The sequence below is a fragment of the Bifidobacterium sp. UTCIF-1 genome, assembly GCF_006408915.1.
GTDB classification, from domain to species: Bacteria; Actinomycetota; Actinomycetes; order Actinomycetales; family Bifidobacteriaceae; genus Bifidobacterium; species Bifidobacterium reuteri.
On the sequence record NZ_JFAG01000015.1, the window covers coordinates 15,670 to 40,286 of the forward strand.

Genomic DNA, 24,617 nt, shown 5'->3' on the forward strand with positions numbered 1-24,617 from the left:
ACAACGCGGGCATCGATGGGCGCACAAGCGCGGAAAGGACAACGGATGAGCAGTGAATCCCGTCACCAGCCAGGTCCGGCAGCCCCCGACCTAGACAAGGCCGTCCGGCTGGACTTCACCAACGAAACAGGGGAGCGGATTGAGTACGAGACGCGTGTGAGCCTGATTGACGTGCCGCGATCAGACGAGGACCGCCGGCCGGTCGGACGCATGTCCGTCACCTCGTTCGTGCGGCAGCTCGACGGCCATGCCGACCCGGCGCGTCCGGTGCTCGTACTGTTCAACGGCGGGCCGATCGTGGCCAGCACCGCGCTGCTGCTCTCCGGCATCGGGCCGAAGCGCGCTGCGTTCAGCGACGACCTCACGGCCCCGGTGCGCGACTCCTTCCATCTGGAGGACAGCCCGTCCTCGCTGCTGACCGTCTGCGATCTGCTGGTCATGGACGCCATCGGCTGCGGATACGGGCGCTATGAGCAGGATGTGGACGTGGAATCCAAGTACACCGCCCGCGAGGACGCCCGGCAGTTCGCCGAAGCCGCCGCGCGTTGGATGGTGCTGGAGGGGCGCGAGACCTCGCCGCTGTACATTCTCGGCGAGAGCTACGGCACCGTGCGCGCGCCGCTCATGGCCAAGGCGCTACTCGAGCTCGGCGACACCGCGATAGCGCCCGCCGGCGTGATCCTGATGGGTACCACCACGAACATCCAGGAGGTGCACGATCGTCTGCGTTCGGTGGTGGCGCCGGCCAGCTCGCTGCCATTGATGGCCGCAGTCGCTTGGTATCACCACAAAGGTTCGCTCGACGCCGCCGATTGGCGCGAGGCCATCGATCATGCGCGCGAGTACGCGTACGGCCCCTACCTGCACGCCCTGTACACCGGCTCCCGGCTGCCGGCCGAGGAGCGCCGGGCGGTGGCCGCCGAGCTTGAGCGCATCACCGGCATCAAGACCGCCGAATGGCTCAAGAACCGACTCAACATCTCCAAGGACCGGTTCCGTTCGATGCTGTTGGAGGACGACGGCGACGTGCTGGGCGTGTACGACGCACGGTACAAGGCCACCGCCTCGCCGACCTATCCGGTCGACCCCTCCAGCAGCCGTGTCGAGCCGGTGCTGTCCGCGTGCGTGCACCTGTTCTACAACGACCTGCTCGGCGTGGATCGCGCAATCACTCATGTGGAGGCGCCGGGCGACGTATGGTCCGTCTGGGATTGGAGCGTGGGCGCGCCCAGCGATTCGGTGAGCGCGGGCGAGAAAAAGTCGCCGTTCGACGAATTCGATTACGCGGGGGCGGTGGAATACTGCCTGCAGCAGGTGGCCGGATTCCGGCTGATGGTGGTCAACGGCTGCTACGACACCATCACCACCGTGGGCGCGTCGGATGCGCTCATCGCCTCGATCGACGCGCCGGAAGGCAGCGTGGTGCAACGCATCTACCCGGCCGGCCACATGACCTACACCGATCGCGAATCGTCCGTGTCGCTGAACCACGACCTCGCCGACTTCGTTACCGGCCGCTGAGCCTCGCCGAACGATCCGCCCGATACGGTATGCCATCCGTTGCGCGGCGCGAGCCGCATGCGTCACCGCAGCAACGCAACGGAATCATACGGAAGTAATAATAAAGAAAGGAACATGATTATGACTGCAGCATCCTCGGCTCCTGAAAGCATCGCCGCTTTCCGCCACAGGGAGGATCTTGCCTCGATTCCGGTCTACCGTCAGGGCAAGCCCGCGCCCACGGACCGTCGCGCGTTCAAGCTCTCCAGCAACGAGAACCCGTACGGTCCGCTGCCTTCCGTGGTCAAGGCGATCGACGAATCCGCGCTCGCCACGATGAACCGGTACCCGGATATGCACGGCTGGAAGGTGGTGGAGCGCCTCGCCAAGCGATACGACGTGGATCCGGCCGCCATCATTCTGGGCGCAGGTTCCTCCGAGATCATCACCGAACTGGTGAACGCGCTGACCGGACCAGGCACCGAGGTCATTTACCCGTGGCGCAGCTTCGAAGCCTACCCGATCATCGTGCGCGGCGCCGGCGCCACCCCGGTCGAAGTACCGCTGACCGTCGACCTGAGGCACGACATCCCCGCGATGATCGACGCCATCACCGATCGCACGCGCCTGATCATCGTCAACAACCCCAACAACCCGACCAGCACCACCGTCTCACGCGCTGAGGCCGAACAGCTGATGGAAGCCGTGCCGAGCGACGTCGTGGTGCTCTTCGACGAAGCCTACTACCAGTTCAACACCGATTCGGATACCGAAGTGGCCATGGACCTCTACCGCAAGTACCCGAACGTCGTGGTGGCGCACACGTTCTCCAAGGCTTACGGTCTGGCGGGCCTGCGCATCGGCTTCGGCATCGGCCCGGTGCCGGTGATCAACGAGATGAGCAAGGTGGCGCTGCCGTTCGCCGTCTCGGATGTGGCGCAGACCGCCGCCGTCGCCTCGCTTGACGCGCAGGATGAGCTCGACGCGCGCGTCAAGGACATCATCGCCGAGCGCGAGCGCATCATCGACGCGCTGCGCGGGCAGGGCTGGCATGTGCCACCGTCCGGAGCGAACTACTTCTGGCTGCAGCTTGGCGGCCTGACAGACGCCGTGGCCGACAAGCTCACCGAGGCGGGCGTGATCGCGCGCGTGTTCAGCGGCTGCGGCATCCGCGTCTCCATCGGCACGCATGAGGCCAACGATCTCGTCATCGAGACCTGTGCGTCCGTAATCAGTGAACTGCCGGCGGCTGCCGAGCAGTGGGGCGAGTGACAGCGGAAGGGATGGTGTTGATGATGACGGAAGATATCGCAGGAGTGACTGGCTCTGCCACTGGGATCGGTGCTGCGGCTGCCGCTGCGGCGGCGAACGCGGCACCGGAAGGCTTTGCGGCGCATCCGGCGGCGGTTTCGCGTGGATTCACCTGGACCGATGGCTCATCGACCATCGATTACACGGCTACGGCCGGTCACCTGGACATCCGTGAGAACGACGGTTCGCCGATAGCGTCGCTGTTCACCGTCTCCTATGTGGCGCAGAAGGTATCCGGCGACGCGGCGGCCGTTGCGGCGGCGGGCGGGGAGCGTCCGGTCACCTTCCTGTTCAACGGCGGGCCGGGGTCGTCCAGCGTGTGGCTCAACACCGGCGGCTTCGGGCCGAAGAAGGCACCATCCATGGCGCCACAGCCTTCGGGGGCCGCGCCATATCCCATCGAAGACAACCCGTATACACTGCTGCGCTGGTCGGATCTGGTGTTCATCGACGCGCCGGAGACCGGCTGGTCGACGATGGCGCCCGGCGTGCCCACCTCGCGCGCATGGGGCGTCGATCAGGATGCGGATGTGTTCAGCCGAGCCGTGATCGACTGGCTGGGCGCGAACAATCGTTGGAATGCGCCGAAGTACCTGTTCGGCGAATCCTATGCCACCACGCGAGTGGCGGTCATGGCCAACATGATCCAGAACCGCTGCATCGATCTCAACGGCGTGGTCATGCTGTCCAATCTGCTCGACTGGGCTGGCGAACAAGCCGGGTCCGATGCCGGATACATCAATCTCATCCCCTCATATGCGGCGGCTGCGGCGTATCATAAGGCGCTCGCCGCAGGCAAGGACGCCGTCGAGGCGAATGCGACGGTGACCGATGATCTGCTGCGCGAGGCCGAGACGTTCGCGTTGGGTGATTATGCGGCCGCGCTGATTCAGGGTGACCGGTTGCCCGTCGAGCGGGAACGTGAGGTGGCACGGCGGCTGGCGGAACTGATCGGCGTGGACAAGGGCCTGCTGTTGCGCCGGCATCTGCGGTTGGACATGGAGGATTTCCGTGCGGCGTTGCGCGGTTCGGAAGGCAAGATGATCGGCCGGTTCGACGCACGGTTCGTGGCGGACAACGATTATGTGGTGGGCTCCGGCGGTGCCGATCCGGCCACGAACGATGCGGCCACGGCGGGCGTCAATTCCGCGGAGACCTGCGCGTTCCGTGCCGCGTTGCATGATATTGGGTATGTCTGGAACCGGCCGTATCTGGTGCTCAACAACATGCAGGTGGAGCCGAATTGGAATTGGATGCATCAGGCGCCGGCAGTGGACGGGCCGATGATGTGCCCGAATACCGCGCTGGACCTGTCGGCGGCCATGCGGCGCAATCCGCTGCTCAAGGTGGCGGTGATGGGCGGCAAATACGATCTGGCCTGCCCGTATCTCTCGGCGCGCAACGACATCGCGCATCTGTTTCTGGCACCGCGGCTGCGCGCGAATATCTCGTATGGACTGTATGCCACCGGACATATGGCCTATGTGGATGCCGCCGCGCTCAAGGTCATGGACGCCGACCTACGTGCGTTCTACCGTGACGGACAGTTCTAGGCCTTGACCATGCGGTGGTCGTGCAGCACGGCTTCGACGCGGTCATCATTTTGGTCGATGATGACGTCGATCAGGGCCAGATGTATCTTCAGGCGCTCGTCGCTGGTCGGGTCGAAGCCGCTCACCCCCAGCGTGGGATCGGTGTCCTCGGCCAGAATGTAGTCGACCAGATTCTGGTAGAAGCTGCGCAGCATGAGGTTCGGGGTGATGTCCGCGATACGTCGGTGCAGCTGCCAGTTGACCTCCTCGCTGGAGGGTGTGTGCCATTGCTCGATCAGCGGCGTACGCAGCGCGTTCAGGTCGGCCACGTCCTGGTCGGTGCGGCAGCGCACCGCGTCATGCATGACCTGCGTATCCAGGCCATCCAGCACCTCGACCGCGTTGTTCACGTCGATCTTGTGCTGGGTCTTCAGGTCGACGATCTCCAAGGCCAAGCGGGACAGCGGCGGCTGGTCGGCCACGAAGATGCCTCCCTTAGGTCCCGGCTTGACGATGACGATGCGGCGCTCGCGCAGGATGCGCAGCGCCTCGTTCAGCGTCGCGGGGGCCACGTTGAACTGCTCGAGCAGTTCGGTTTTCGTGCCGATGCGGCATCCTGCCGGCAGATGGCGGGTGCGGATGCCTTCCTCAAGCGCGTCGGCCACGGTCCCGGACACCGATTGCGTAACGGTCATGCTTCCTCCTTGGCGTTGTCGCCACTATCTTCCCAGCCTACCGCCTTGCAGAGCATGGGCGGGTACCGCCAGCGGCATCGGATAGCCCGTACATCAATTCGTAATAATCATTATTATAGTTATAGAAAACGTGTGGACAACAAACGTGAGGACAACGGACGGAACAATCTGATAATCATCGAGGAGGACTGATGACCCGATTCACCACCGGCGGCGACGCGCTCGCCGAAGCCCTGATCGCGCAAGGCGTAGACACCATCTTCGGTATTCCCGGCGTGCAGTTGGACGCCGCCTGCGACGCGCTCTACTACCGCAAGGCGCAGATCCGCTACATCTGCGCGCGCAACGAGCAGGCCGTCACCTACATGGCCGACGGCTATGCGCGCAGCTCGGGCCGCGAAGGCGTGGGTATGGTGGTGCCCGGTCCCGGCGTGCTTAACGCGCTCGCTGGCCTCGCTACGGCATACTCCACGAATTCGCGTGTGCTGCTCATCTGCGGTCAGGTGGATACTCCGCAGATCGGCAAGGGCGATGGCGTATTGCATGAGCTGCCCGACCAGACCGGCATCATCGCGCGCCTGTGCAAATGGCACGCGCTGGCTAAACATGCGGAAGACATCCCCGGCCTGGTGGCCGAGGCGTTCCGCCAGCTGCGGTCCGGCCGTCCGCGCCCGGTGGTGCTGGAGATTCCGCCGGACGTGCTCGCCGCGTCGATTCCCGCCAATCTGGCGATTCCCGGATATGTCGAGCCGGAGCCCGTCGCGCCTGCGGACGAGGTGCTCAGGCGTGCCGCCGAGCGCATCGCCCAGTCGCAGCGCCCGCTGATCTACGCTGGCGGCGGCGTGCGCGCGGCCGGCGCATCCAAGGAGATCACCGAACTGGCGCACCTGCTGGGGGCACCTGTTGTGGTCACCGAGAACGGCCGCGGCGACATCGACGCTGACGATCCGCTGGCGTTCGATCAGGTGGCGTTCCGCAAACTGCGTGAGACCGCCGACCTCATCATCGCTGTCGGCTCGCGTTTCGTGGGTAGTTTCGGCGGCGAGCTCAATGTGAACGGTGTGCCGTACATCTGCATCAACGCCGACGCCGCGGACCTGACCGGCCCGCGTCACCCGGAGATCGCCGTGCTGGGCGACGCCAAGGTGGCGCTCGCAGGGTTGGTCGGGCTACTTGGCGGGGCGGGCGAGCCTGCAGTCGCTTATCAGCCCATCGACCGGAGCGAGGAACTGGCCGAGGTGCGCGCCTGGAGCGACCGGACGCTCGCCCAACTCGACCCGCAGCGCGAATATCTCGACGTCATCGGGCGCGTGCTCGGCAAGGACGGCGTATTCGTCAGCGAATACACGCAGATCGGATACGCGGCGGCGATATGCATGCCGCGCCACAGCCCCGAGACCTACATCGGCCCGGGCTATGAGGGCACGCTCGGCTTCGGATTCGCCACGTCGCTCGGCGTGCAGGCTGCGGCGCCGGACCGTCGCGTGGTGTCCGTCAGCGGCGACGGCGGCTTCTCCTGGACCTTGCAGGAGCTGTCCACCATGCGTCGGTTCGGGCTGGCGGTGGCCGCCGTGGTGTTCAACGACGGCTATTACGGCAATGTGCGCCGCATTCAGAACGGCAATTACGGCGGTCGAGTGTTCTCCTCGGACCTGACCGACCCGGACTACATGAAGCTTGCAGACGCGTTCGGCATCGCCCACGCGCGTGTTTTCGACCCGCAGGAGCTGGGGCGTGCGCTGGAGAAGGCGCTTGCCAGCCGGACGCCGACGCTGATCGAAGTGCCGGTGGCGGATTTCCCCTCGCCGTGGAACCTTGTGCACGAAGGTCTGCCGACCCCGCCCGCGCTGCCCGAGCATGCCGATCGCGTGCCGCGGGAGTAGCCGAATCCCAAAACTTGAGTCACCTCCGCTCAAGTTTTGGGAATAGAATGTGCCATAGGTCGGTTGAATGAATCAGAACATGACACGAATGCCCGCCTAGGGCGCGCGGTCATGATTCGGCAAGCGGCGGGCCGAGCAATCGGGCCGCCAAGGCCGGATCGCAAACCGTGCGCAACCTCGGGCGGGCATACAAGAATACTTTGGAGGAACACATCATGGAACAGAAGTTCACCACCATGGCCCAAGAGGCCGTCGGCGACGCCATTCAGAGTGCGTCCGCCGCTGGAAACGCGCAGGTCGAGACCCTGCATGTGATGGATGCGCTGCTGCGTCAGGAGAACGGCGTGGTGCGCTCGCTGATCGAGGCGGCGGGCGGCAACGCACAGGCCATCGGAGCCGCCGTGCGCAACGCGCTGGTCGCGCTGCCGAGCGCATCCGGCTCCACCACCTCGCAACCGCAGGCCAGCCGTCAGCTGACCGCGGCCATCGCCCAGGCCGAGAAGGAAATGCAGCAGATGGGCGACGAATACGTCTCCACCGAGCATCTGCTCATCGGCATCGCAGCCAGCAAGCCGAACCAGTCGGCTGAGATTCTTGAGAAGAACGGCGTGACCGCGGCCGCCCTGCGCAAGGCCGTGCCCGGCGTGCGCGGCGGCGCGAAAGTCACCAGCCCGGATGCGGAAGGCTCGTACAAGGCGCTGGAGAAGTACTCCACCGACCTGACCGCCCGCGCCAAGGAAGGCAAGCTCGACCCGGTCATCGGCCGTGATCAGGAGATCCGCCGTGTGATTCAGATTCTGAGCCGTCGTACCAAGAACAACCCGGTGCTGATCGGTGAGCCCGGCGTCGGCAAGACCGCCGTCGTCGAGGGACTCGCCCAGCGTATCGTGGCCGGCGATGTGCCGACCACCCTGCAGGGCAAGAAGCTGATCTCGCTTGACCTCGGCTCGATGGTGGCAGGCTCGAAGTACCGTGGCGAATTCGAGGAGCGTCTGAAGGCCGTTCTGAACGAGATCAAGAACGCCAACGGGCAGATCGTCACGTTCATCGATGAGATCCACACCATCGTGGGCGCGGGTGCCGCCGAGGGCTCCATGGACGCCGGCAATATGCTCAAGCCCATGCTGGCCCGTGGCGAACTGCGTCTGATCGGCGCCACCACGCTGGACGAATACCGCGAGAACATCGAGAAGGACCCGGCGCTGGAGCGTCGTTTCCAGCAGGTGTACGTGGGCGAGCCGTCCGTCGAGGACACCATCGCCATCCTGCGCGGCCTGAAGCAGCGGTACGAGGCGCATCACAAGGTGACGATTGGAGACGATGCGCTGGTCGCGGCGGCCACGCTGTCCAACCGGTACATTTCCGGCCGTCAGCTGCCCGACAAGGCCATCGACCTGGTCGATGAGGCGGCCGCGCATCTGCGTATGGAACTCGATTCCTCCCCGGAGGAAATCGATGAGCTCCAGCGCAAGGTGACCCGTCTCGAGATGGAGGAGATGCAGCTCAAGAAGGCCGAGGACCCGGCATCCAAGGAGCGCTTGGGCAAGCTGCAGGCCGAACTCGCGGATACCCGTGAGAAGCTCAGCGGCCTCAAGGCGCGTTGGGATGCCGAACAGGCCGGCCACAACAAGGTCGGTGAGCTGCGTGCCAAGCTCGACGACCTGCGCGTGCAGGCGGACAAGTACACCCGCGAGGGCAACCTGGCCGAAGCCTCGAAGATCCTGTACGGCGAGATTCCGGCGATTCAGAAGGAGCTCGCCGCCGCCGAGAACGCGGACGCCGAGTCCAAGGACGCCGGCTCCACCGACCCGAACAGCGAGCCGATGGTCCCGGACCGCGTGGACGCCGACTCCGTGGCCGAAATCGTCTCCGATTGGACCGGCATCCCCGTCGGCCGCCTGATGCAGGGCGAGAACGAGAAGCTGCTTCACATGGAGGACTACCTCGGCAAGCGCGTGATCGGGCAGAAGGAAGCCATTCAGGCCGTGTCCGACGCGGTGCGCCGCTCGCGTGCCGGCATCTCAGACCCGAACCGCCCGACCGGCTCGTTCCTGTTCCTGGGCCCCACCGGCGTGGGCAAGACCGAGCTCGCCAAGGCGCTCGCGGACTTCCTGTTCGACGACGAGAAGGCCATGGTGCGCATCGACATGTCCGAATACATGGAGAAGGCGAGCGTGAGCCGTCTGATCGGCGCCGCTCCGGGTTACGTCGGCTACGAGCAGGGCGGTCAGCTGACCGAGGCCGTGCGTCGTCGCCCGTATTCGGTGGTGCTCTTCGACGAGGTCGAGAAGGCCAACCCGGAGATCTTCGACGTGCTGCTGCAGGTGCTGGATGACGGCCGCCTGACCGATGGCCAGGGCCGGACCGTGGACTTCAAGAACACGATCCTCATCATGACCTCCAACCTCGGCTCGCAGTTCCTCGTGAACGAGGATCTCGACGCCGACGCCAAGAAGAAGGCCGTGATGGACGCCGTGCACATGAACTTCAAGCCGGAGTTCCTGAACCGTCTGGACGATATCGTCATGTTCCACCCGCTCACCCGCGAGGAGCTGGGCGGTATCGTGGACATCCAGGTCAATGCCGTGGCCCAGCGCCTGACCGACCGTCGCATCACGCTCGACGTGACCGACTCCGCCCGCGAGTGGCTGGCCAACACCGGCTACGACCCGGCGTACGGCGCCCGTCCGTTGCGTCGTCTGGTGCAGACCGAGGTCGGCGACCAGCTGGCACGCATGCTGCTTGCCGGTAAGGTCCACGACGGCGACACCGTGCTGGTCGACCACACCGGCGGCGAGCATCTCGAGCTCTCCGCCTGGGCCAGCGACCAGATCGTCGGCGACGACCCGGATGTGGAAGTCGGCAACGTCTCCGAAGACAAGTGACGTTGCGGGTGTTCATCGCGCTTGACGCTGTTGCGAGAGCGCATGAAGGCTGAATAATGGTGGCTGCAGGTTTCTGCAGCCACCATTATTGTTGAATGCCATGCTGTTTTGCTGCTTATCTCGCTTACGAGGGGCTGATTCGGCGCCCCGGGGAGATCTATCTGCGTTACGAGGGGCTGGTCCCTCAAGTAACAGCGCTCCAAAACGGCGAAATGGCGTTGACGAAACGTGGTTTTCACGCGTAGCTCAGCTAGTGTCCAGCCCCTCGTAACGCAGATAGATGTTCCAGAAAGCGGAAATCAGCCCCTCGTAAGCGAGATATCACGAGATAGCGCGGGTTGTTGGCTTGGCTATGCGGGTGTGTTCCGTATGCGTTTGCACTTGGCCCCTTCTGACGATGGAAGCAGGCGGCGCGCGGAGCGCGTCTCTGATTGCAAGACGAGCTGTCCCGGCGGGACTGAGGGGTAGTGAATTCGCCGACGTATTTCTGGCGCAGGATAGTAGCGGTTGTACTATCCCGTACACATCGGTGAATACTGTGGGCGGAGACGCGCACTCGTTGCAGTGGAGGAGAAGAAGCAGTCATGACCGGACGATTCGCGCCGACACCATCGGGGCGCATGCACATAGGCAACGTGTACGCCATGCTGGCCGCCTGGCTGTCCGCCCGTTCGCGCGGCGAGCGCATGTTGCTGCGCATCGAGGACGTGGACAAGCCGCGTGTGATCGCCGGTGCCGACCGTCTGATGATGGACGACCTGCGCTGGCTCGGCCTCGACTGGGACAATGCGGCCTCGCCCATGTACCAGTCGCGCCGCACCAAACGATACGAATACGCGCTGGACTGCCTGCGCAAGGCGGATGGCGTGGTCTACCCTTGCTTCTGCTCGCGCGCGGACATCCGCGCCGCCTCTGCCCCGAACGAGGGCGACGGCTTCATGGTCTACCCCGGCACCTGCCGTCGACTGCTCCACGATCACCCGGAAACCGTGCGGGCGCGACTGGCGCACGGAGACCAGCATTCCATTCGCATCGCCATGCCCGAAGCGGGAGAGTGGACGGCTGCCTCAGATGCCATCGGTGGTTCCTGTGACTGCGCGGACAGGGGCGATGCCAGCGCCGTCCATGAAACCGTCCATGAAGGAATCCGTGGTGGAGCGGCGTCGTTCGATGACCGCATATACGGCCCGCAAGACTACGATCTGGCCCGCGAAGTCGGAGATTCGGTGATTCGCCGGGCGGATGGGCTGTTCGGCTACCAGCTTGTCGTGGTCGTGGACGACTTGGACATGGGCGTCGATGACATCGTGCGCGGGCGTGACCTGCTGCGCTCCACGGCATTGCAGATGTGGATCCGCAGATGCCTGCTCGCCGGCGGATTCCAGCCGGAATGCTCGCCGGGCATGGGGGTGGGCGACTCGTCCGCATGTCCAATCTCGCGTCTGGATTCCATCACCATCGACGCCACCCGGCTTGCTGATGCCGGTTGTGCCGCACACGTCGGTAGTGCGTCCGGCAGAGTAGGTTCCCGTCTTCGCTCGCCGGTGAATCCTGCGTACGCGCATTTGCCGCTGATTGACAATGCGGCCGGCCGTCGTCTCGCCAAACGCGAGCGTTCGCTCGACATGGGTGCCCTGCGCGCGCGTGGCATCGCCCCCGAACAGATCATCGGCTACTGCGCCTGGTTGCTGCGCGTCCGTCCGACCCCCGAGCCCTGCACGGCTGCCGAGTTGGTTCCCGATTTCAGCTGGGCTCCTCTGCGCGCCGATCATCCCGACAGGGCCCTTGACCCGAGTGACCCCCTCACCCCGTCATGGCTCGCCGACGCATTATCGGTGTAACCAGTCGTTCGTGCGCCTTCACAAGACGCTCATGGGGCTGTTCATGGGGACGTTCATGGGACACTGGCCTATGCCGGCGTCCGTTGGGCGGTAATCTGATAGCACTGCAACGGAAGGATACGGAAGGAATCCAATGTCTGCAAAATTGCTGAGAAATGTGGTACTGGCCGGCGCTGCGGCCGCCGGTGCCGCCGCATGGGCCGTGGCCCCTCGTTCGTTCAACGACAAGCGCCGCAACTTCGTGCCGTCCATCCCCGAGGTCTGGTATGCGCACCGCGGCCTGCATGACGCCGGCTCGGGCCTCGTGAACCCCGCCGACGCGCCCGAGTACTCCGGCGACGACCCGATCAGCGCCCAGGCGGACACCACCAACACGGCGATGTCCGAAAACGCCGATTACGTGGCGCTCGCCCGCCGCATGGCCATGAAGGCAGGCTACGGCAGTCCGGAGGTCACCGGCCCCATCGCCCCCGAGAACTCGTTGGCCGCGTTCGCCGCCGCCTGCGAAGCCGGCTACGGCATCGAACTCGACCTCCAGCTCACGCTCGACGGGCAGGTGGTCGTGGTGCATGACGCCGACTTGCTGCGTGTGGCCGGCGATCCGCGTCGCGTCGAGGATCTCACCTACGACGAGCTCACCCGTATTCCGCTGTTCCCCGGTGCCAAGCCCGGCGATCTCAAGGCCAAGCCGCTGCCTGGTGCCGATGCGAATCCGCCGCTCGTGGTCACGCCGTCCGCCGCGCCGGAAGGCTACTATCAGCACGTGCCGCTGTTCTCCGACGTACTCAAGGTGGTGGCCGGCCGTGCTCCGCTGATTGTGGAATACAAGTTCAGCGACAATAGCGCCTGGGATGCGCGCACCGAGGAATTGATGGAGAAGGGGCACGCGCTGCTTGAGGACTACCGCGGGCCGTACGTCATCGAATCCTTCCATCCGGGCGCGGTCAACTGGTACAAGCAGCATCACCCCGAGGTCTGCCGCGGCCAGTTGAGCTGGCCGGCGAAGCTGCAGAAGGACGGCCCGCTGGAATGGGGTGCCGGACTGCTGGCGTTCGATTGGCTGTCGCGTCCTGATTTCGTGGCCTATGACTGGACCGGCGGCGCTTCGCCGCAGGTGCGACTGGCTCGTGCGATGGGTGCCACGGCTGTGTCCTGGACCGTGCGTAGCAGCGACGAGCTGGCCCAGTGCGACCAGTACTTCGACCGCCACATCTTTGAGGCGTTCGTCCCCGACGCACGGTAGCGCCGTGCTGCGGTGTAGGCGGGATATGCCCATCATGTAGGGAACTTCCCACCATGTAGGGAACTTCCCATCATGTAGGGATTTTCCCATGATGTAGGGATGCGGAATGGCGGAATTCCGCGGAATCGTAAAAACTACTCCCTACACGATGGGGTAATCCCTACACCGTGGGTATCTTCCTGGGCGGGCGGGCGGCTTGGGCGGGCGTCCGGCCCAGGAAGATGCTTGGCTGGCTACTTATGATACGGTTCGCCGGCGTTGATCTTGTATGCCCGGTAGATCTGCTCGAGCAGGATCACGCGCATGAGCTGATGCGGGAACGTCATCTTCGAGAAGCTGAGTTTGAAGTTCGCGCGGCGCAGTATCGCGTCGTCAAGGCCGATTGATCCGCCGATCACGAGCTGGATATGACTGACGCCGTGCAGTCCCCAATCCTCGATCTTGGCAGCGAATTCCTCGCTGGAGAGCTGTTTGCCGTCGATGGCCAGCGCGATGAGAAACGCGCCGTCACGAAGGTGCTTGGCGATGCGTTCGCCTTCTTTGGCCTTGATCTGCCGTTCGATGCCTTCCGAAGCATGCTCAGGCGTCTTTTCGTCCGCGACTTCGATGATGCTGAGTTTGCAGTACCGCGAAAGTCGTTTGGAATATTCGTCGATGGCGTCGCGCAGATACTGTTCTTTCACGCGGCCCGGCGCAATGATGTCGATTTGCATACTACTTACGTAAACAACGATGGATAATGCTCTATAGTCTCACCAAACGTACGCTGAGTGACCGTGAGCGTACGTTTGGTGAGTAAAGTGGTGCTGAAACCTCGGCAAACGTACGCTAAGACGCTTGATGTACGTTCGACGAGACATTGTCGGGATTGATGGGATGCGTCGGCCGGCACATCCCGCTGAGCTGTCGGCCGACGCAGGTCAGTCGATCACGCCGTACAGGCGATCGCCGGCGTCGCCCAGACCCGGCACGATGTAGCACTTCTCGTTGAGCCTCTCGTCGACCGCGCACACCACGACCTTGAAGTCGATGGACGGGTCGATGTGCTCCTCGACGTACTTGATGCCTTCGGGGGCGGCGATGATGTTGATGGCGGTCACGTCCTTGGCGCCGCGCTCCGCCAGATAATGCGTGGCGGCGACCAGCGTGCCGCCGGTGGCCAGCATCGGGTCGATGAGGAAGCACTGACGGCCGGACAGGTCTTCCGGCAGACGGTTCGCATAGGTGATCTGCTGGGTGGGATGGTCCTCATCGCGCTTCATGCCCAGGAATCCGACCTCGGCGGTGGGCAGCAGACGGGTCATGCCGTCGAGCATGCCGAGACCTGCGCGCAGCACCGGTACGATGATCGGGCGCGGTTCGGCCAGCTTCTTGCCGGTCATCGGGGCGACTGGTGTCTCGATCGGCACGGATACGACGCTCAGGTCGCGGGTGGCTTCGTAGGCCTCCAGCATGACCAGCTCGGAGACGAGCTCGCGGAAGGTGGAGGAGGGGGTGTTCTTGTCGCGCAGCACGGTGAGCTTGTGCTCGACCAGCGGATGGTTCAAAACATGCAATTCCATAGCTCCCAGACTACCCGTTGCCGCCGGGGAAACGGAAATTCGCGGCGTGCAGGTCGGGGAGGCAGGGCAGGGAAAGCTCAGCGGGCTGTTACGAGGCATGACTGTTCCTATGGCTACATTGCCGACTTCGGCTGTTCAATTACCGGTCATCCGGCATTCGCGATTCTTGTCCATTCGGGACATGTCGCCTTTCTAGCGTTGTGCATAAGAGCATTCGCATCGTCGCCAGCCAAGGCCGAGGACGAATGCTTGCGTCTGATGATGCCACAGGCAAGGGCATCGATGCAGACTGACATTGATTGAGGGAGGGACAATGTCCGTATTCACCCAGTACAAGCGCGCGATCGCCGGCCTCGCCGCCGTCGCCACGCTCGCCGCGAGCTTCGCGGCCGCAGTGCCGGCGATGGCTGACGACCAGCCGGCCACCTACCCGTCCGACAGTACCAAGGCCGATCCTCAGGTGCTGCTCAAGGAGTTCAACAACTACTGGACTCCGGTGGACAACCCGAACAATGACGAAACCACCGTGTTCCGTGGCGATGTCACCGATGCCGGTGCCTCGATTCTCAAGCAGAACGATGATCTGACCGTGGCCATCAACAACAAGGCCGCAGATGATGACGCCGCAGGCACCAAGGTCGACGACCATTACAGTCAGCTGCAGAAGGCGCTCATCGACGGCGATCAGAACAACCGCGAAACCTATTGGGATGCCTTCGGTCCGATCATGGGCGAATGGTTCTGGGATGGCATGGTCGTCGATCCGACCACCAAGACCCGCGCCCTGCAGAAGACCTACGACCTGCTCAACGGCATGGTCGGCTACATTCCCGTGACCGGCGCCAAGTACAGCTTCAACTATCCGCGCCCCTCGCTGAACAGGACCACCGGCGGTGACCTGTTCGACCGCAGCGCGAACGGCAAGAACGACATGAAGGGCCTGGCCGCCGAGCTGCCGCTCAAGCGCGCCGCCGACTGGGACAACCCGTGGCAGGATCCCTACCGCAACCTGCCTCACGGTGCCGGCTACTCCGGTCTCGCTGGTTCGCTGGATGACAGCGGCAAGTACAAGAACAACCCTTCGCAGTCCTTCCCCTCCGGCCACACGATGGCGTTCTACACCTCTGGTCTGGTGCTCGCCGCGATGATGCCGGAATTTGCCCCGCAGATCGCGGCCCGTGCCGCCGAGGGTGGCAACAACCGCATCGTGCTCGGCGTCCACTACCCGCTGGACATCATCGGTGGCCGCATCGTCGGTGAGGCCTCCGCCGCCGGCCGTCTGAACGACGACGTGTACTTCGAGCAGGTCGTCAAACCCGCCCAGCAGGAGCTGCGCGACTACCTGACCAAGCGCGGACAGGAAGCCGGATACGGCAACACCTTGGATGAGATCATCGCCAAGACGAACGCCACCACGACCAACGGCTACAAGAACCTCAACACGGACGCCGTGGCCACCGAGCCGGTCACCGACGTCAAGTCCGCTGTCGACGTGTACACCCAGCGTCTCACCTACGGTTTCGCTCCAGTCTCCGCCACTGACCAGCCAGCACGCGTGCCCGCCGGTGCCGAGGGCCTGCTGCGCACCGTGTTCCCGACCCTGACCGCCGACCAGCGCCGTGAGGTGCTCGCCCGCACCGAAATCCAGTCCGGCTACCCGCTCGACTCCACCTCCGACGGCTGGCAGCGTCTGAACCTCGCCGCAGCCTTCAGCTCCAAGGTCACCCTCGATGCCAACGGCAACGTGGTGAATGTCGAGCCAGGCCAGAAGGCCGAGGTCGTCAAGCAGGAAGTGCCGGACAACGGTAACAACAACGGTGGCGATAACGGTGGTAACAACGGTAACAATAACAACGGTTCCAATAACCAGAACAACAACGCCGGTAATAACAACAACGGTTCCAACAACCAGAACAACAACGGCGGCAATCAGAACAACAACGGTTCTGTCAACAAGCCGCAGAACGGCAAGGACAACGGCAAGAACAACGCTTCCGACAAGAACGGCAAGCTGACCGATACCGGTGCTGACGTCAGCGTCTTCGCCGGCATCACCGTGTTGTTCCTCGCCGCCGGTGCCGCGCTCGCCATCGCCCGCCGCGTGCGTCGTTGATCTCGGCCGATGAGTCCCAGTGGTCACCAGTTGATTCCCGGCGAATAGTCCTCTGCAGGTAAATTGGTGCCTCGTACGAACCGCTGCAGGTAATTTGTGTCTCTGTATGGCCTCGATACGGCCGTACACAGACACAAATCACCTGCAGCGGTCGTATATATACCTGTTTTACCTGCAGAAACGAGTCCTATATAGGCACAAATCACCTGCAGGCTTCCACGCGATACACTCCGCGACCGCCTGCAGGTTCGTAATAAGCACTGATTTACCTGCAGTCCTGTTCCAGACTTCTGCCGAGGAACAGGACTGCAGGTATTTTGTGTATTCCAGCGCTGTCGTTTATGTCTGCTACCCGAATCACATCGCGAACGGCTCGTAGTAGATATCGTCGGCGGCCACCCCGTGCTTGAACAGGATTGCGCGCACGGCCTCCATCATCGGCTGCGGACCGGCGATCAGATACACGGCGCCTGGGCGAATCATCGGCGCGATCGTGGCCTCATCAGCGCGTCCGGCCTGCAGTCGCACGCGCGTGGCCGGCGTCGTGCGGCCGAACTGTTCCAGCTGGTCGCGATAGATGAAGTCGCGCTCCGACCGAACGGTGTAGAGGAAATCGACCTGCCGTTCGCCGTCCGCGTACGCGGTGAGGACGCCAAGCAGCGGTGTGATGCCGATGCCGCCGCCGATCAGCGCCAATGGCGTGCGCTGCTGCGTGCCGGTGCCGCCGGCCGTGCGCCCCTGCTGCACGGCGGCCTGGTCGGCCTTGGTGGTGGCGCGGCGGTCGTGCTCGTCGATGAATTCGGCATAGCGTCCATACGGCGGTACGATGCGCACCGCGTCGCCAGGGCGCAAGGCGGCGATGCCGGCGGTGAAGTCACCATCCGCGCGAATCGCGAACGCCATGGTCGGCGCATCCGGATGCGGCATCGTAATGGTGGTACCGTCAGCCGACGTGGTGCTTACTGCGGTGTTCGAGGCGGCCGCGCCCACAGCGAACGAGACGGCCCCCGGTGCCGGATACGAATTCGTCAGCGAGAACGGATGGAATTCGCCCATGCCGCGCTTGCCGGGGAAAGCGATGAATGCGAAATCGCCCGGATTCCAGCGGATTGTGCCGCCGCCTAAGCCCGTGCCGCGCGCGTTGCTTCCCGCGTCGGCGGCATTGCGCGGCCGTGAAACACCGCGCGAGCCGTTCGCATCCTCAATCGCCACCGTCAACTCGGTGACGCGATCGGCCAGCGGCCGAACGGAGACCACACGTCCACGCAACGCGAACGCCTCACGGTTCACCGAACTCCAGATGTAGTACGCAAACACGATGATCGTCGTCGCGTCGAGCAGGAAAATGAACGGTTTGATGGACGCGATGTAGTCAATCACATGCACATGGATCACGATCAGCGCGATGGCCACCAGATTCAACCGATGCAGCCAGACGCTCATCTCATGCCGGAACACCTGCTCCAGCGCGCGCTTGATCCGCGCCAGAACCGGCACGCGAGCAGTCAGCCATCCGGCCATGAACACCAGCGACCACACCGCCACGGCCATGAACAGGTACAGTCCCAGATGTCCCGTCAGGCCGATGAGTTCGCCGGCACCGGGCAGCAGCGACTGATGCACGAACGCCAGCACGATGGCCAGAATCGCCAGCACGCCGTGAATCATATACATATGCGGCAGGCCGACCGTTCGGTCCACCCAGCGCGGGCGACACGCGAGGTACACGGCCGCGAGCATCCATACATAGGCGATGACGCCGAGTTCCGCGCCGAACATCGAACTGCTGTACAGGGCGGGGAAGCCGGCGACGAGCGTCGCCAGAAACGGCAGCGGGATGATGAACAGCACCACCGCCCAAGCCAGGGCGATGTGCGAGGAGATGTGTTTCATGGATTGATCCTTATGGTAAGTGAGCTTTTGTATGGGCTCGTACGTGGGCTCTTGTGCGGGCTTTTGTGCGGGCTCTGCGGCGGCGAGAGCCAGGTTGGTGAACGGTGGGGGCGTGTGCGGCTTCCGTGCGCGTGATGGGGGCGTTCCAGTCGCGTTGGTCGTGCTGCCGAAACCGCGTGGCGCCGTGTTATGCGTCGCTGTGCCGTGTGTGTTGTACTGGGCAGCACTGCACAGCCCGGCTGTATTCGCTCCGCTCGTATTCGCCCGGTTTGTATTTGTTTGGTTTGTATTCGCGCCGCCCGCAAGGTTGGTTGCTGTGATTGTCGATTTCCATGGTCATACGATTCCAGTGGCCTATTATGCTCCTGTTTGTGGCATGACGTCGGGTGCGGTTTTGCCCGGCGCGAACTGCGTGATGCTGCCGTCCGCGCGGACCAGCACCGCATGGAGACTGGCCTGAGCGACTGGATTCTGGTCGATGATGTCGCGGAACGTGCGCTCGCCGGCGCTGATGGCGGCGGTGGCCCACATGTCCGCGAACGCGAGATGGTCGTCGACGATGGTGGCCTGTGCCAGGTCGTGCGCGTTGCGGGTGATGTGTTCGCCGCGTTTGCTGGTGCCGGAGGTGGCGACCGCGCCGTTGCGCAGAGTGATGGTCCGCAGGGTGGCGTTGGGGTTGGCGGGATCCTGCACGCCGATGCGCCATACGAAATCGCTGGTGTCGGCTACTGCGGTCTGGATGTCTCCGCCGCCTCCCAGCGCGGCGGCGTCGCATTGTCCGGATGTGATCAGCGGCATGAGAAACCGCTCGTGCGCTCGTTCGATGGCCCAGCCTTTGACGATGCCGGTCGGGTCGTATTGGCCGGCGTGCATCGGATTGAAATGACCGCGGGTGAGCTGCTTGGCCTGCTCGGCCAGCGCGTAGATTTGCGCGAATTCGGACTGTGATTCGGATTGTGATTCGGACTGGGATTCGGACTGAGAATAGTGGGTCTGAGCTTGGCCGGCGTGTCGGTTGTACGGCGGCGCTGCATAGTGGACGCCGGACTTTGTCGAGGATGCTTTGCTTGTGACGAGCATGGCCGACCAGTCGCCTCGTCGGGCTGCGGCAACCTGCGAATCGGCGCGGAATGGGGAGAACGTGGTGTCGATGTGCTGCAGGTATGCGGTGATCTGCGGCGTGATCTCGTCGATGCATGTGGCGAGGTAGGCGGCATCGCGGCTGTCGCTCGCCAGCTGGATGGTGAACGGGATGGTCATCGCGTGGATGACTCGGGCCTGAATGGTGGTCATGATCGGTGCTGTCCGTATGGGCTGTTGGCTGTTGCCGGCTGTTGTTGGCTATTGGTCGCTAACTTATTTGGCGGCGTTCAGCGACTGGTTGATGGCGTCCTGCAGCGAATTGACGAAGGCAGTGGAGGTTTCGGTCGCTCCGGAGACGAACTGGATATCCGCGCTTTGCGCGCTGATCGCGCGTTCGGTGAGCATCGGGAGCGCCTGGGCGTTCACGGACTGTGAGCGGCCATGGGTCGGGGCTTTCACCGTGGTGATAGTGGTGATTTTCCCGCCCGCGACCGTGACCTGCAATTGGATCTCGCCATAGGCGTTCGGACTGGCCACGCTGGTGTAGGTGCCGTCCTTCAGGGTGTTGGAGTCTGTGGATTCAGTGTTGCTGGAGTCGGCGGAATCAGTGGAATCGTTTGAGTTGGTGGAATCGTTTGAGTCAGTGCTGTTTGCGCTGTTGGAGTCGGTGGAGGACTCAGATTGGGCGTTGGCGCTGCTGCCGTTTCCGCTGGATGTCGTGCCGTTTGAGGCCAGGGCAGATCCTGTGGTTCCCGCCTGCTGTGCGAGATGAGGCTTGATGAACAGCAGAAAAGCGTCGCCAATGATTGCCAGGCCGGCCAGTACGGCGATGGCGGCGCGCGTCACGGTTTTCATGGTTGCTCCTCATGTGTTGTCTTCTTGTACAGCGTTTCGTCAGAGATTCGTCGGCCTATTCCGCGGCTTCCCGGGCGATTGGGCCGGCTTGTGCGGCAGGCCCGACGGGCGGCGACGTTTTGGCTACGTACTGCTGCGAAAGTGCTGGTATTGAGTCTCGGTGTTGTGTGCGTAATGCACTGCGCATCGAATACCACAACCTCGATGACGCGTTGGAATTCCCCACATCGAAAATAACAAGCCGATGCTGGCGACGTCGTATATGTATCCTGAGAATTCGCTGAAATACAGCCGTTTTGTGATGTAGCTCTCATCGCGCGTAGCGCGTCCATACTTGCAGGACGGGCTGTCAGCGAAGCTGACTGGGGGAGAGACGGCATTGAACCCCCAATTATTAGTGAGACGGACCAGTAGGCTTGCTGCCGAACGGGTGAATCGATTGCATGGATCATCCGTATCCTCGGCCGATTGCCTGGCTGATTCGTCCTGATACTTGAAAACAGCCTTGAACATGGCTTCAGAGACAGATTCTCATGTCCTTGAAATGCGATTCAGCCATATTCGGGCTTCCGGGACGGGTTTTCTTGTCCCGGAAACGCGATTCCGTCGTTTTCGCGCTTCGGGGACGGGTTTTCGTGTGCCTGTGCCTGTGGCGTGTGTGTGGCGGGGGTTGGAAATCCTTGGAATTCCGCCATTCTTTCTGAATGGTGATTGATGTGGTGCGGGAGGATCTGTCCCGGAACGACGAAACGGGTCGAATTACGCTTCCGGGACAGGTTTTCGTGTCCCTGAAACGCGATTATGCGGTATTCAAGCTTCAGAGACAGATTCTCGTGTCCTTGAATCACGATTCTGCCGTTTTCGGGCTACAGAGACAGATTCTCGTGTCCCTGAGACGCGTTTACGTCGTATTTGAGTTTCCGGGACAGGTTTTGTGTGCCTGTACCCATGATGTGCGTGTGGTATGAGCTGGAAATCCTTGGAATTCCGCCATTCCTTCTGAATGGTGCTTGGCGTGGTGCGGGAGGATCTGTCCCGGAACGACGAAACGGGTCGAATTACGCTTCCGGGACGGGTTTCCGTGTCCCTGAAATGCGATTCAGCCGTTTTCGGGCTCCAGGGACGGATTCTCGTGTCCCTGAGACGCGTTTACGTCGTATTTGAGTTTCCGGGACAGGTTTTGTGTGCCTGTACCCATGATGTGCATGTGGTATGAGCTGGAAATCCTTGGAATTCCGCCATTCTTTCTGGGCGGCGATTGACGTGGCGCGGGAGGTTCTGTCCCGGAACGGCGAAACGGGTCGAATTGCGCTTCCGGGACGGGTTTTCGTGTCCCTGAAACGCGATTATGCGGTATTCGGGCTTCAGAGACAGATTCTCTTGTCCCTGAAGTGGGATTCTGACGTTTTCGTACTTCCGGGACGGGTGTCGTGTGCCTGTGCCTGTGGCGTGTGTGCGGCGGGGGTTGGGAATCCTTGGAATTCCGCCATTCTTGTTTGCGGTGCGGGTGATGAATCATCGCAGGTCGTCGCGGATGCTGCCACGCCAGCGCAATATCGCGTTATTTGCAGAGCTGCGGCACAAGGTGCAACGCAAGCATCCACCATGTCGTCTCACTTAATGTACGCTGAGTGTCCGTCAGCGTACATTAAGCGAGAAAAGCCATGAAAAGAAGTGTGGGGCGTCGAACCGCGAAAGCGCCTGTCGGCGCAAGGGCCGCTCGCGGCGGCAAAAAATGGAGCCCGGGGCTTAAGCACGGCCCGACGCGGGTATCAGTATAGTTTGCGATGAACTGGGGCACGCCGGAACAGGCGGATATCAGCTGATGGCTGATGCCGAAGTGGTGGATTGGGTCTCTCCCTCAGTCACGGGCCAAGCCCGTGACAGCTCCCTCATCAGAGGGAGCTCTGTTGCGGAGCTTTCGGTCATTTCCCTCGCCTTGACTGTCATTAAGCCCTCGCTTAGAAGCGCTCCCAGCATTTCTTGCAAAGCTTAGCCCACCAGAGGGCTGGTCTTTCCCCAGCCGCGGTCCAAGTCCCTCGTCGGAGGGGAGAGATAAGCGAGCCACTACTCCAGCCGGCCGCGACGCCAGAGGTGTGCGCCGTGCTCGAACGTGCGGGCGGTACTCATCAGGTTTGCGCCGGTGTGTAGGAGTTTGGCCGCCTGAGCGCGTGCGGCTTGTTCGGCTTCGGGGGCGCTGCCGCCATTCGCGGTCGCGCGCTGCACACGCCGTCGTGCCTCCACGCGCAAGCCCAGCGCCACCACATCGGTGAACGCCGCCGCGCGCTCCAGCGCCACGGCGAAATCGCCCACAAATGCACCGGAGAGAATCGAATCCGCCAATCGCACGATGTCATCCTCAGTAGGTGCCTGATCCACGCCGGCGATGGCGGAAGCCGTGGTGGCCACCGGTTCGCCGAGCCGCCAGAGCCGGGCGATGGAATCGCGGTTGCTGCGCATCCACGTGCGCAGCATGTATAGACGCCACAGCACGCCGGGCAGTGAATCGGGCTCGGCGTCGCTCCACAGTTCGGCGATCTCGTCCACGCCGACGGTCTCCACCAATGTCAGCACGCGTTGCACGACTTCCGGATCCTCGCTGTGGCGCACGCGGTCGAGTAGCGCCGCCGCGGAAAGATGGCTCATCTCGCTGATAGCCTGCGGATCCATGCCGCCCGCCAGCCCGTCGGCCACCGCCGGGTCAAGCTGTGCCGGGCGCGAGGGGCGCGAAGCACCCATCCGCACTGGTCCGAATGCGGCACCGGCTGCACGCAACGACCCGAAGCCCGGGCCAAGTCCGGAGCCGCCATGCGCCGAAGCGTGAGCGGCGGCAGCGGCAGCGGACGAGTTCGAGGAATCGGGGTATGCGGGTCTAGTAGACAAGCGGTTGCACTTTCTGAATATCGATGATGACCGGGCCATCCGGAGTACTGATCACGAACAATGCTATCGCGGTGCCGGTAGGCATGTACGGTGATTTCGCGATGAGCCGTCTGCCCAGCGCGGCCGGCCGGCACAGTTCGCGCAGATGCTCGAACATGCCGCCGATGACCGGGCGATGCATGCAGATCGCCGTGCCTTGCTTGCGCTCAAGCGCGAAATCGATTTCGCTGAGCATGGACTCCCACGCGGCATCGGGATTGATGGCGAATGCATCTTCCGTCATCTCGTCCAGTTTGACCATGTCGCTCTTGGTCTCCCACGCGAAATGCTCCAATGTCTGCTGGCAGCGCAGCCAAGGCGAAGTGGCGATGCGAATCGGATTGAAGCAGGCGAGCTCGGCGTTCAGCGCGAAGGCAGCCGCCGCGCCACGCGGTGTGATCGGGCGATTGGCGTCCGTGCCTTTCCACAGTTTGCGGGCCTCCGCCTTGCCGTGTCGCACGATGATCACCGGCTGGGAGTCGAGCGCACCCTCCTGCACACGGTCGACAAACAAGGCCAGAATGTCTTTATCCGTGGAATGCGTCAGGCGTTTGCGCGCTTCGACCGGCGTCAGCCAGAGCATCTGGTCGATTTCGCCCTCGTCGGCACGGTGAACCGGCCCGAAGGCGTGCGTGCGTCGCAGATTATCCACTGGGCTGATGACCTTGGCCATCCAGTACATCACATGTTTGCCGGTGCCGGACAGATTCCTGGTGTGCCTCTGGACGCATCCTTCTTCGGACTGCGGATAGGTGATATCGCCCAGATACGGGCCAAGCGCCACTGGCAGGCCGGTTTCCTCGCCCATCTCGCGCACGGCGGCGTGGCGGTGGGATTCGTTCGGGTCGAGCTTGCCTTTCGGCCAGCTCCAGTCGTCATACTTCGGACGGTGCACAACGCACAGTTCGATATGACCGAGTACGTTGTGCGAAGCGTCTGAGAGGATTTGCGGGTCTATGGTTTCGCGGGTGTCGTGGGTCGTCCGCGGCTCCGGTCGCCCCTGTGCGTGTTCTGGAGTGTTGTTCGTTGCTCTGTCAGAGTTCTCGGCGGTCTTCCACCGGTAGATGATGCCACCGGCGGCTTCTACGACATGCCTCATGCTGTTGCTACCCATCACTGGTCATTGTAGGGCAAAACCCGCTGCCGCTACGTAGTTTGTGCTGGTGATACGACGATGCCCGGTTCCCACAATCGTATGGGAACCGGGCATCGTCGTATCACCTGTGTCGCAATCCACTGTACCAGTGTTTTGCGCGAGCGTTCACAAGCGCGCTGTCTGCATCCGTATCAGCGTGCGCG

16 protein-coding genes are annotated in these 24,617 nt (G+C 63.1%); 8 read left to right on the forward strand and 8 right to left on the reverse strand.

The window, feature by feature from the left end:
• Nucleotides 1–45: 45 nt before the first annotated feature.
• The 3 genes from BW09_RS07730 to BW09_RS07740 all read left to right on the forward strand — a co-directional run bounded on the left by BW09_RS07730 (nucleotide 46) and on the right by BW09_RS07740 (nucleotide 4,364).
• Nucleotides 46–1,521: a hypothetical protein gene (locus BW09_RS07730; RefSeq protein WP_044089861.1), complete on the forward strand. Its 1,476-nt coding sequence runs from the start codon at nucleotides 46–48 to the stop codon at nucleotides 1,519–1,521.
• Nucleotides 1,522–1,641: 120 nt separating this feature from the next.
• The gene (hisC, locus tag BW09_RS07735; protein ID WP_044089863.1) at nucleotides 1,642–2,772 is read left to right on the forward strand and encodes a histidinol-phosphate transaminase; all 1,131 of its coding nucleotides are present in this window, start codon (nucleotides 1,642–1,644) and stop codon (nucleotides 2,770–2,772) included.
• A 20-nt stretch (nucleotides 2,773–2,792) separates the two neighbouring features.
• Entirely contained in the window at nucleotides 2,793–4,364 is a 1,572-nt protein-coding gene (locus BW09_RS07740; RefSeq protein ID WP_181161718.1) for a S10 family peptidase, read from the forward strand.
• Here the strand turns inward: BW09_RS07740 and BW09_RS07745 are convergent.
• Nucleotides 4,361–5,038, reverse strand: a complete 678-nt coding sequence (locus BW09_RS07745) for a FadR/GntR family transcriptional regulator (protein ID WP_140462956.1) — start codon at nucleotides 5,036–5,038, stop codon at nucleotides 4,361–4,363. The two genes, BW09_RS07740 and BW09_RS07745, sit on opposite strands and share 4 nt — an antisense overlap.
• Before the next feature lie 191 nt (nucleotides 5,039–5,229).
• On the opposite strand from BW09_RS07745, the gene BW09_RS07750 reads away from it, so the two are divergent.
• The 4 genes from BW09_RS07750 (at nucleotide 5,230) to BW09_RS07765 (ending at nucleotide 12,890) form a co-directional block, all read left to right on the forward strand.
• A complete protein-coding gene (locus BW09_RS07750; protein ID WP_140464853.1) occupies nucleotides 5,230–6,921 on the forward strand; it encodes a thiamine pyrophosphate-dependent enzyme in 1,692 nt (563 codons plus the stop codon).
• A gap of 215 nt (nucleotides 6,922–7,136) precedes the next feature.
• Nucleotides 7,137–9,806, forward strand: coding sequence for an ATP-dependent chaperone ClpB (clpB, locus tag BW09_RS07755; protein WP_140462960.1), 2,670 nt, complete (start codon nucleotides 7,137–7,139; stop codon nucleotides 9,804–9,806).
• Between the two features lie 584 nt (nucleotides 9,807–10,390).
• Entirely contained in the window at nucleotides 10,391–11,647 is a 1,257-nt protein-coding gene (locus tag BW09_RS07760; RefSeq protein ID WP_044089867.1) for a glutamate--tRNA ligase family protein, read from the forward strand.
• A gap of 133 nt (nucleotides 11,648–11,780) precedes the next feature.
• On the forward strand, nucleotides 11,781–12,890 hold the full coding sequence (locus tag BW09_RS07765) for a glycerophosphodiester phosphodiesterase family protein (RefSeq protein WP_044089868.1): 1,110 nt from the start codon (nucleotides 11,781–11,783) through the stop codon (nucleotides 12,888–12,890).
• Between the two features lie 233 nt (nucleotides 12,891–13,123).
• On the opposite strand, the gene rlmH is transcribed toward BW09_RS07765, so the two are convergent.
• Nucleotides 13,124–13,603, reverse strand: a complete 480-nt coding sequence (rlmH, locus tag BW09_RS07770) for a 23S rRNA (pseudouridine(1915)-N(3))-methyltransferase RlmH (RefSeq protein WP_044089869.1) — start codon at nucleotides 13,601–13,603, stop codon at nucleotides 13,124–13,126.
• Nucleotides 13,604–13,810: 207 nt separating this feature from the next.
• The gene (gene upp, locus BW09_RS07775) at nucleotides 13,811–14,452 is read right to left on the reverse strand and encodes a uracil phosphoribosyltransferase (protein WP_140462962.1); all 642 of its coding nucleotides are present in this window, start codon (nucleotides 14,450–14,452) and stop codon (nucleotides 13,811–13,813) included.
• Between the two features lie 313 nt (nucleotides 14,453–14,765).
• Between upp and BW09_RS07780 the strand changes: the two genes are divergently transcribed.
• A complete protein-coding gene (locus BW09_RS07780) occupies nucleotides 14,766–16,565 on the forward strand; it encodes a phosphatase PAP2 family protein (RefSeq protein WP_052382112.1) in 1,800 nt (599 codons plus the stop codon).
• Between the two features lie 357 nt (nucleotides 16,566–16,922).
• Here BW09_RS07780 and BW09_RS07785 read toward each other — a convergent pair whose 3' ends face one another.
• The 5 genes from BW09_RS07785 to BW09_RS07805 form a co-directional block, all read right to left on the reverse strand.
• Entirely contained in the window at nucleotides 16,923–18,458 is a 1,536-nt protein-coding gene (locus BW09_RS07785) for a hypothetical protein (RefSeq protein ID WP_044089871.1), read from the reverse strand.
• Nucleotides 18,459–18,815: 357 nt separating this feature from the next.
• Nucleotides 18,816–19,751: an FAD:protein FMN transferase gene (locus BW09_RS07790; protein WP_052404686.1), complete on the reverse strand. Its 936-nt coding sequence runs from the start codon at nucleotides 19,749–19,751 to the stop codon at nucleotides 18,816–18,818.
• Between the two features lie 63 nt (nucleotides 19,752–19,814).
• Nucleotides 19,815–20,396 carry an FMN-binding protein gene (locus BW09_RS07795; RefSeq protein WP_052382110.1) on the reverse strand — a complete coding sequence of 194 codons (582 nt, stop codon included), beginning with the start codon at nucleotides 20,394–20,396 and terminating at the stop codon, nucleotides 19,815–19,817.
• A 2,067-nt stretch (nucleotides 20,397–22,463) separates the two neighbouring features.
• On the reverse strand, nucleotides 22,464–23,279 hold the full coding sequence (locus BW09_RS07800; RefSeq protein WP_081886671.1) for a hypothetical protein: 816 nt from the start codon (nucleotides 23,277–23,279) through the stop codon (nucleotides 22,464–22,466).
• A complete protein-coding gene (locus tag BW09_RS07805; protein WP_140462965.1) occupies nucleotides 23,269–24,432 on the reverse strand; it encodes an NUDIX hydrolase in 1,164 nt (387 codons plus the stop codon). The genes BW09_RS07800 and BW09_RS07805 overlap by 11 nt, the downstream gene beginning before the upstream one ends.
• Nucleotides 24,433–24,617: the final 185 nt, after the last annotated feature.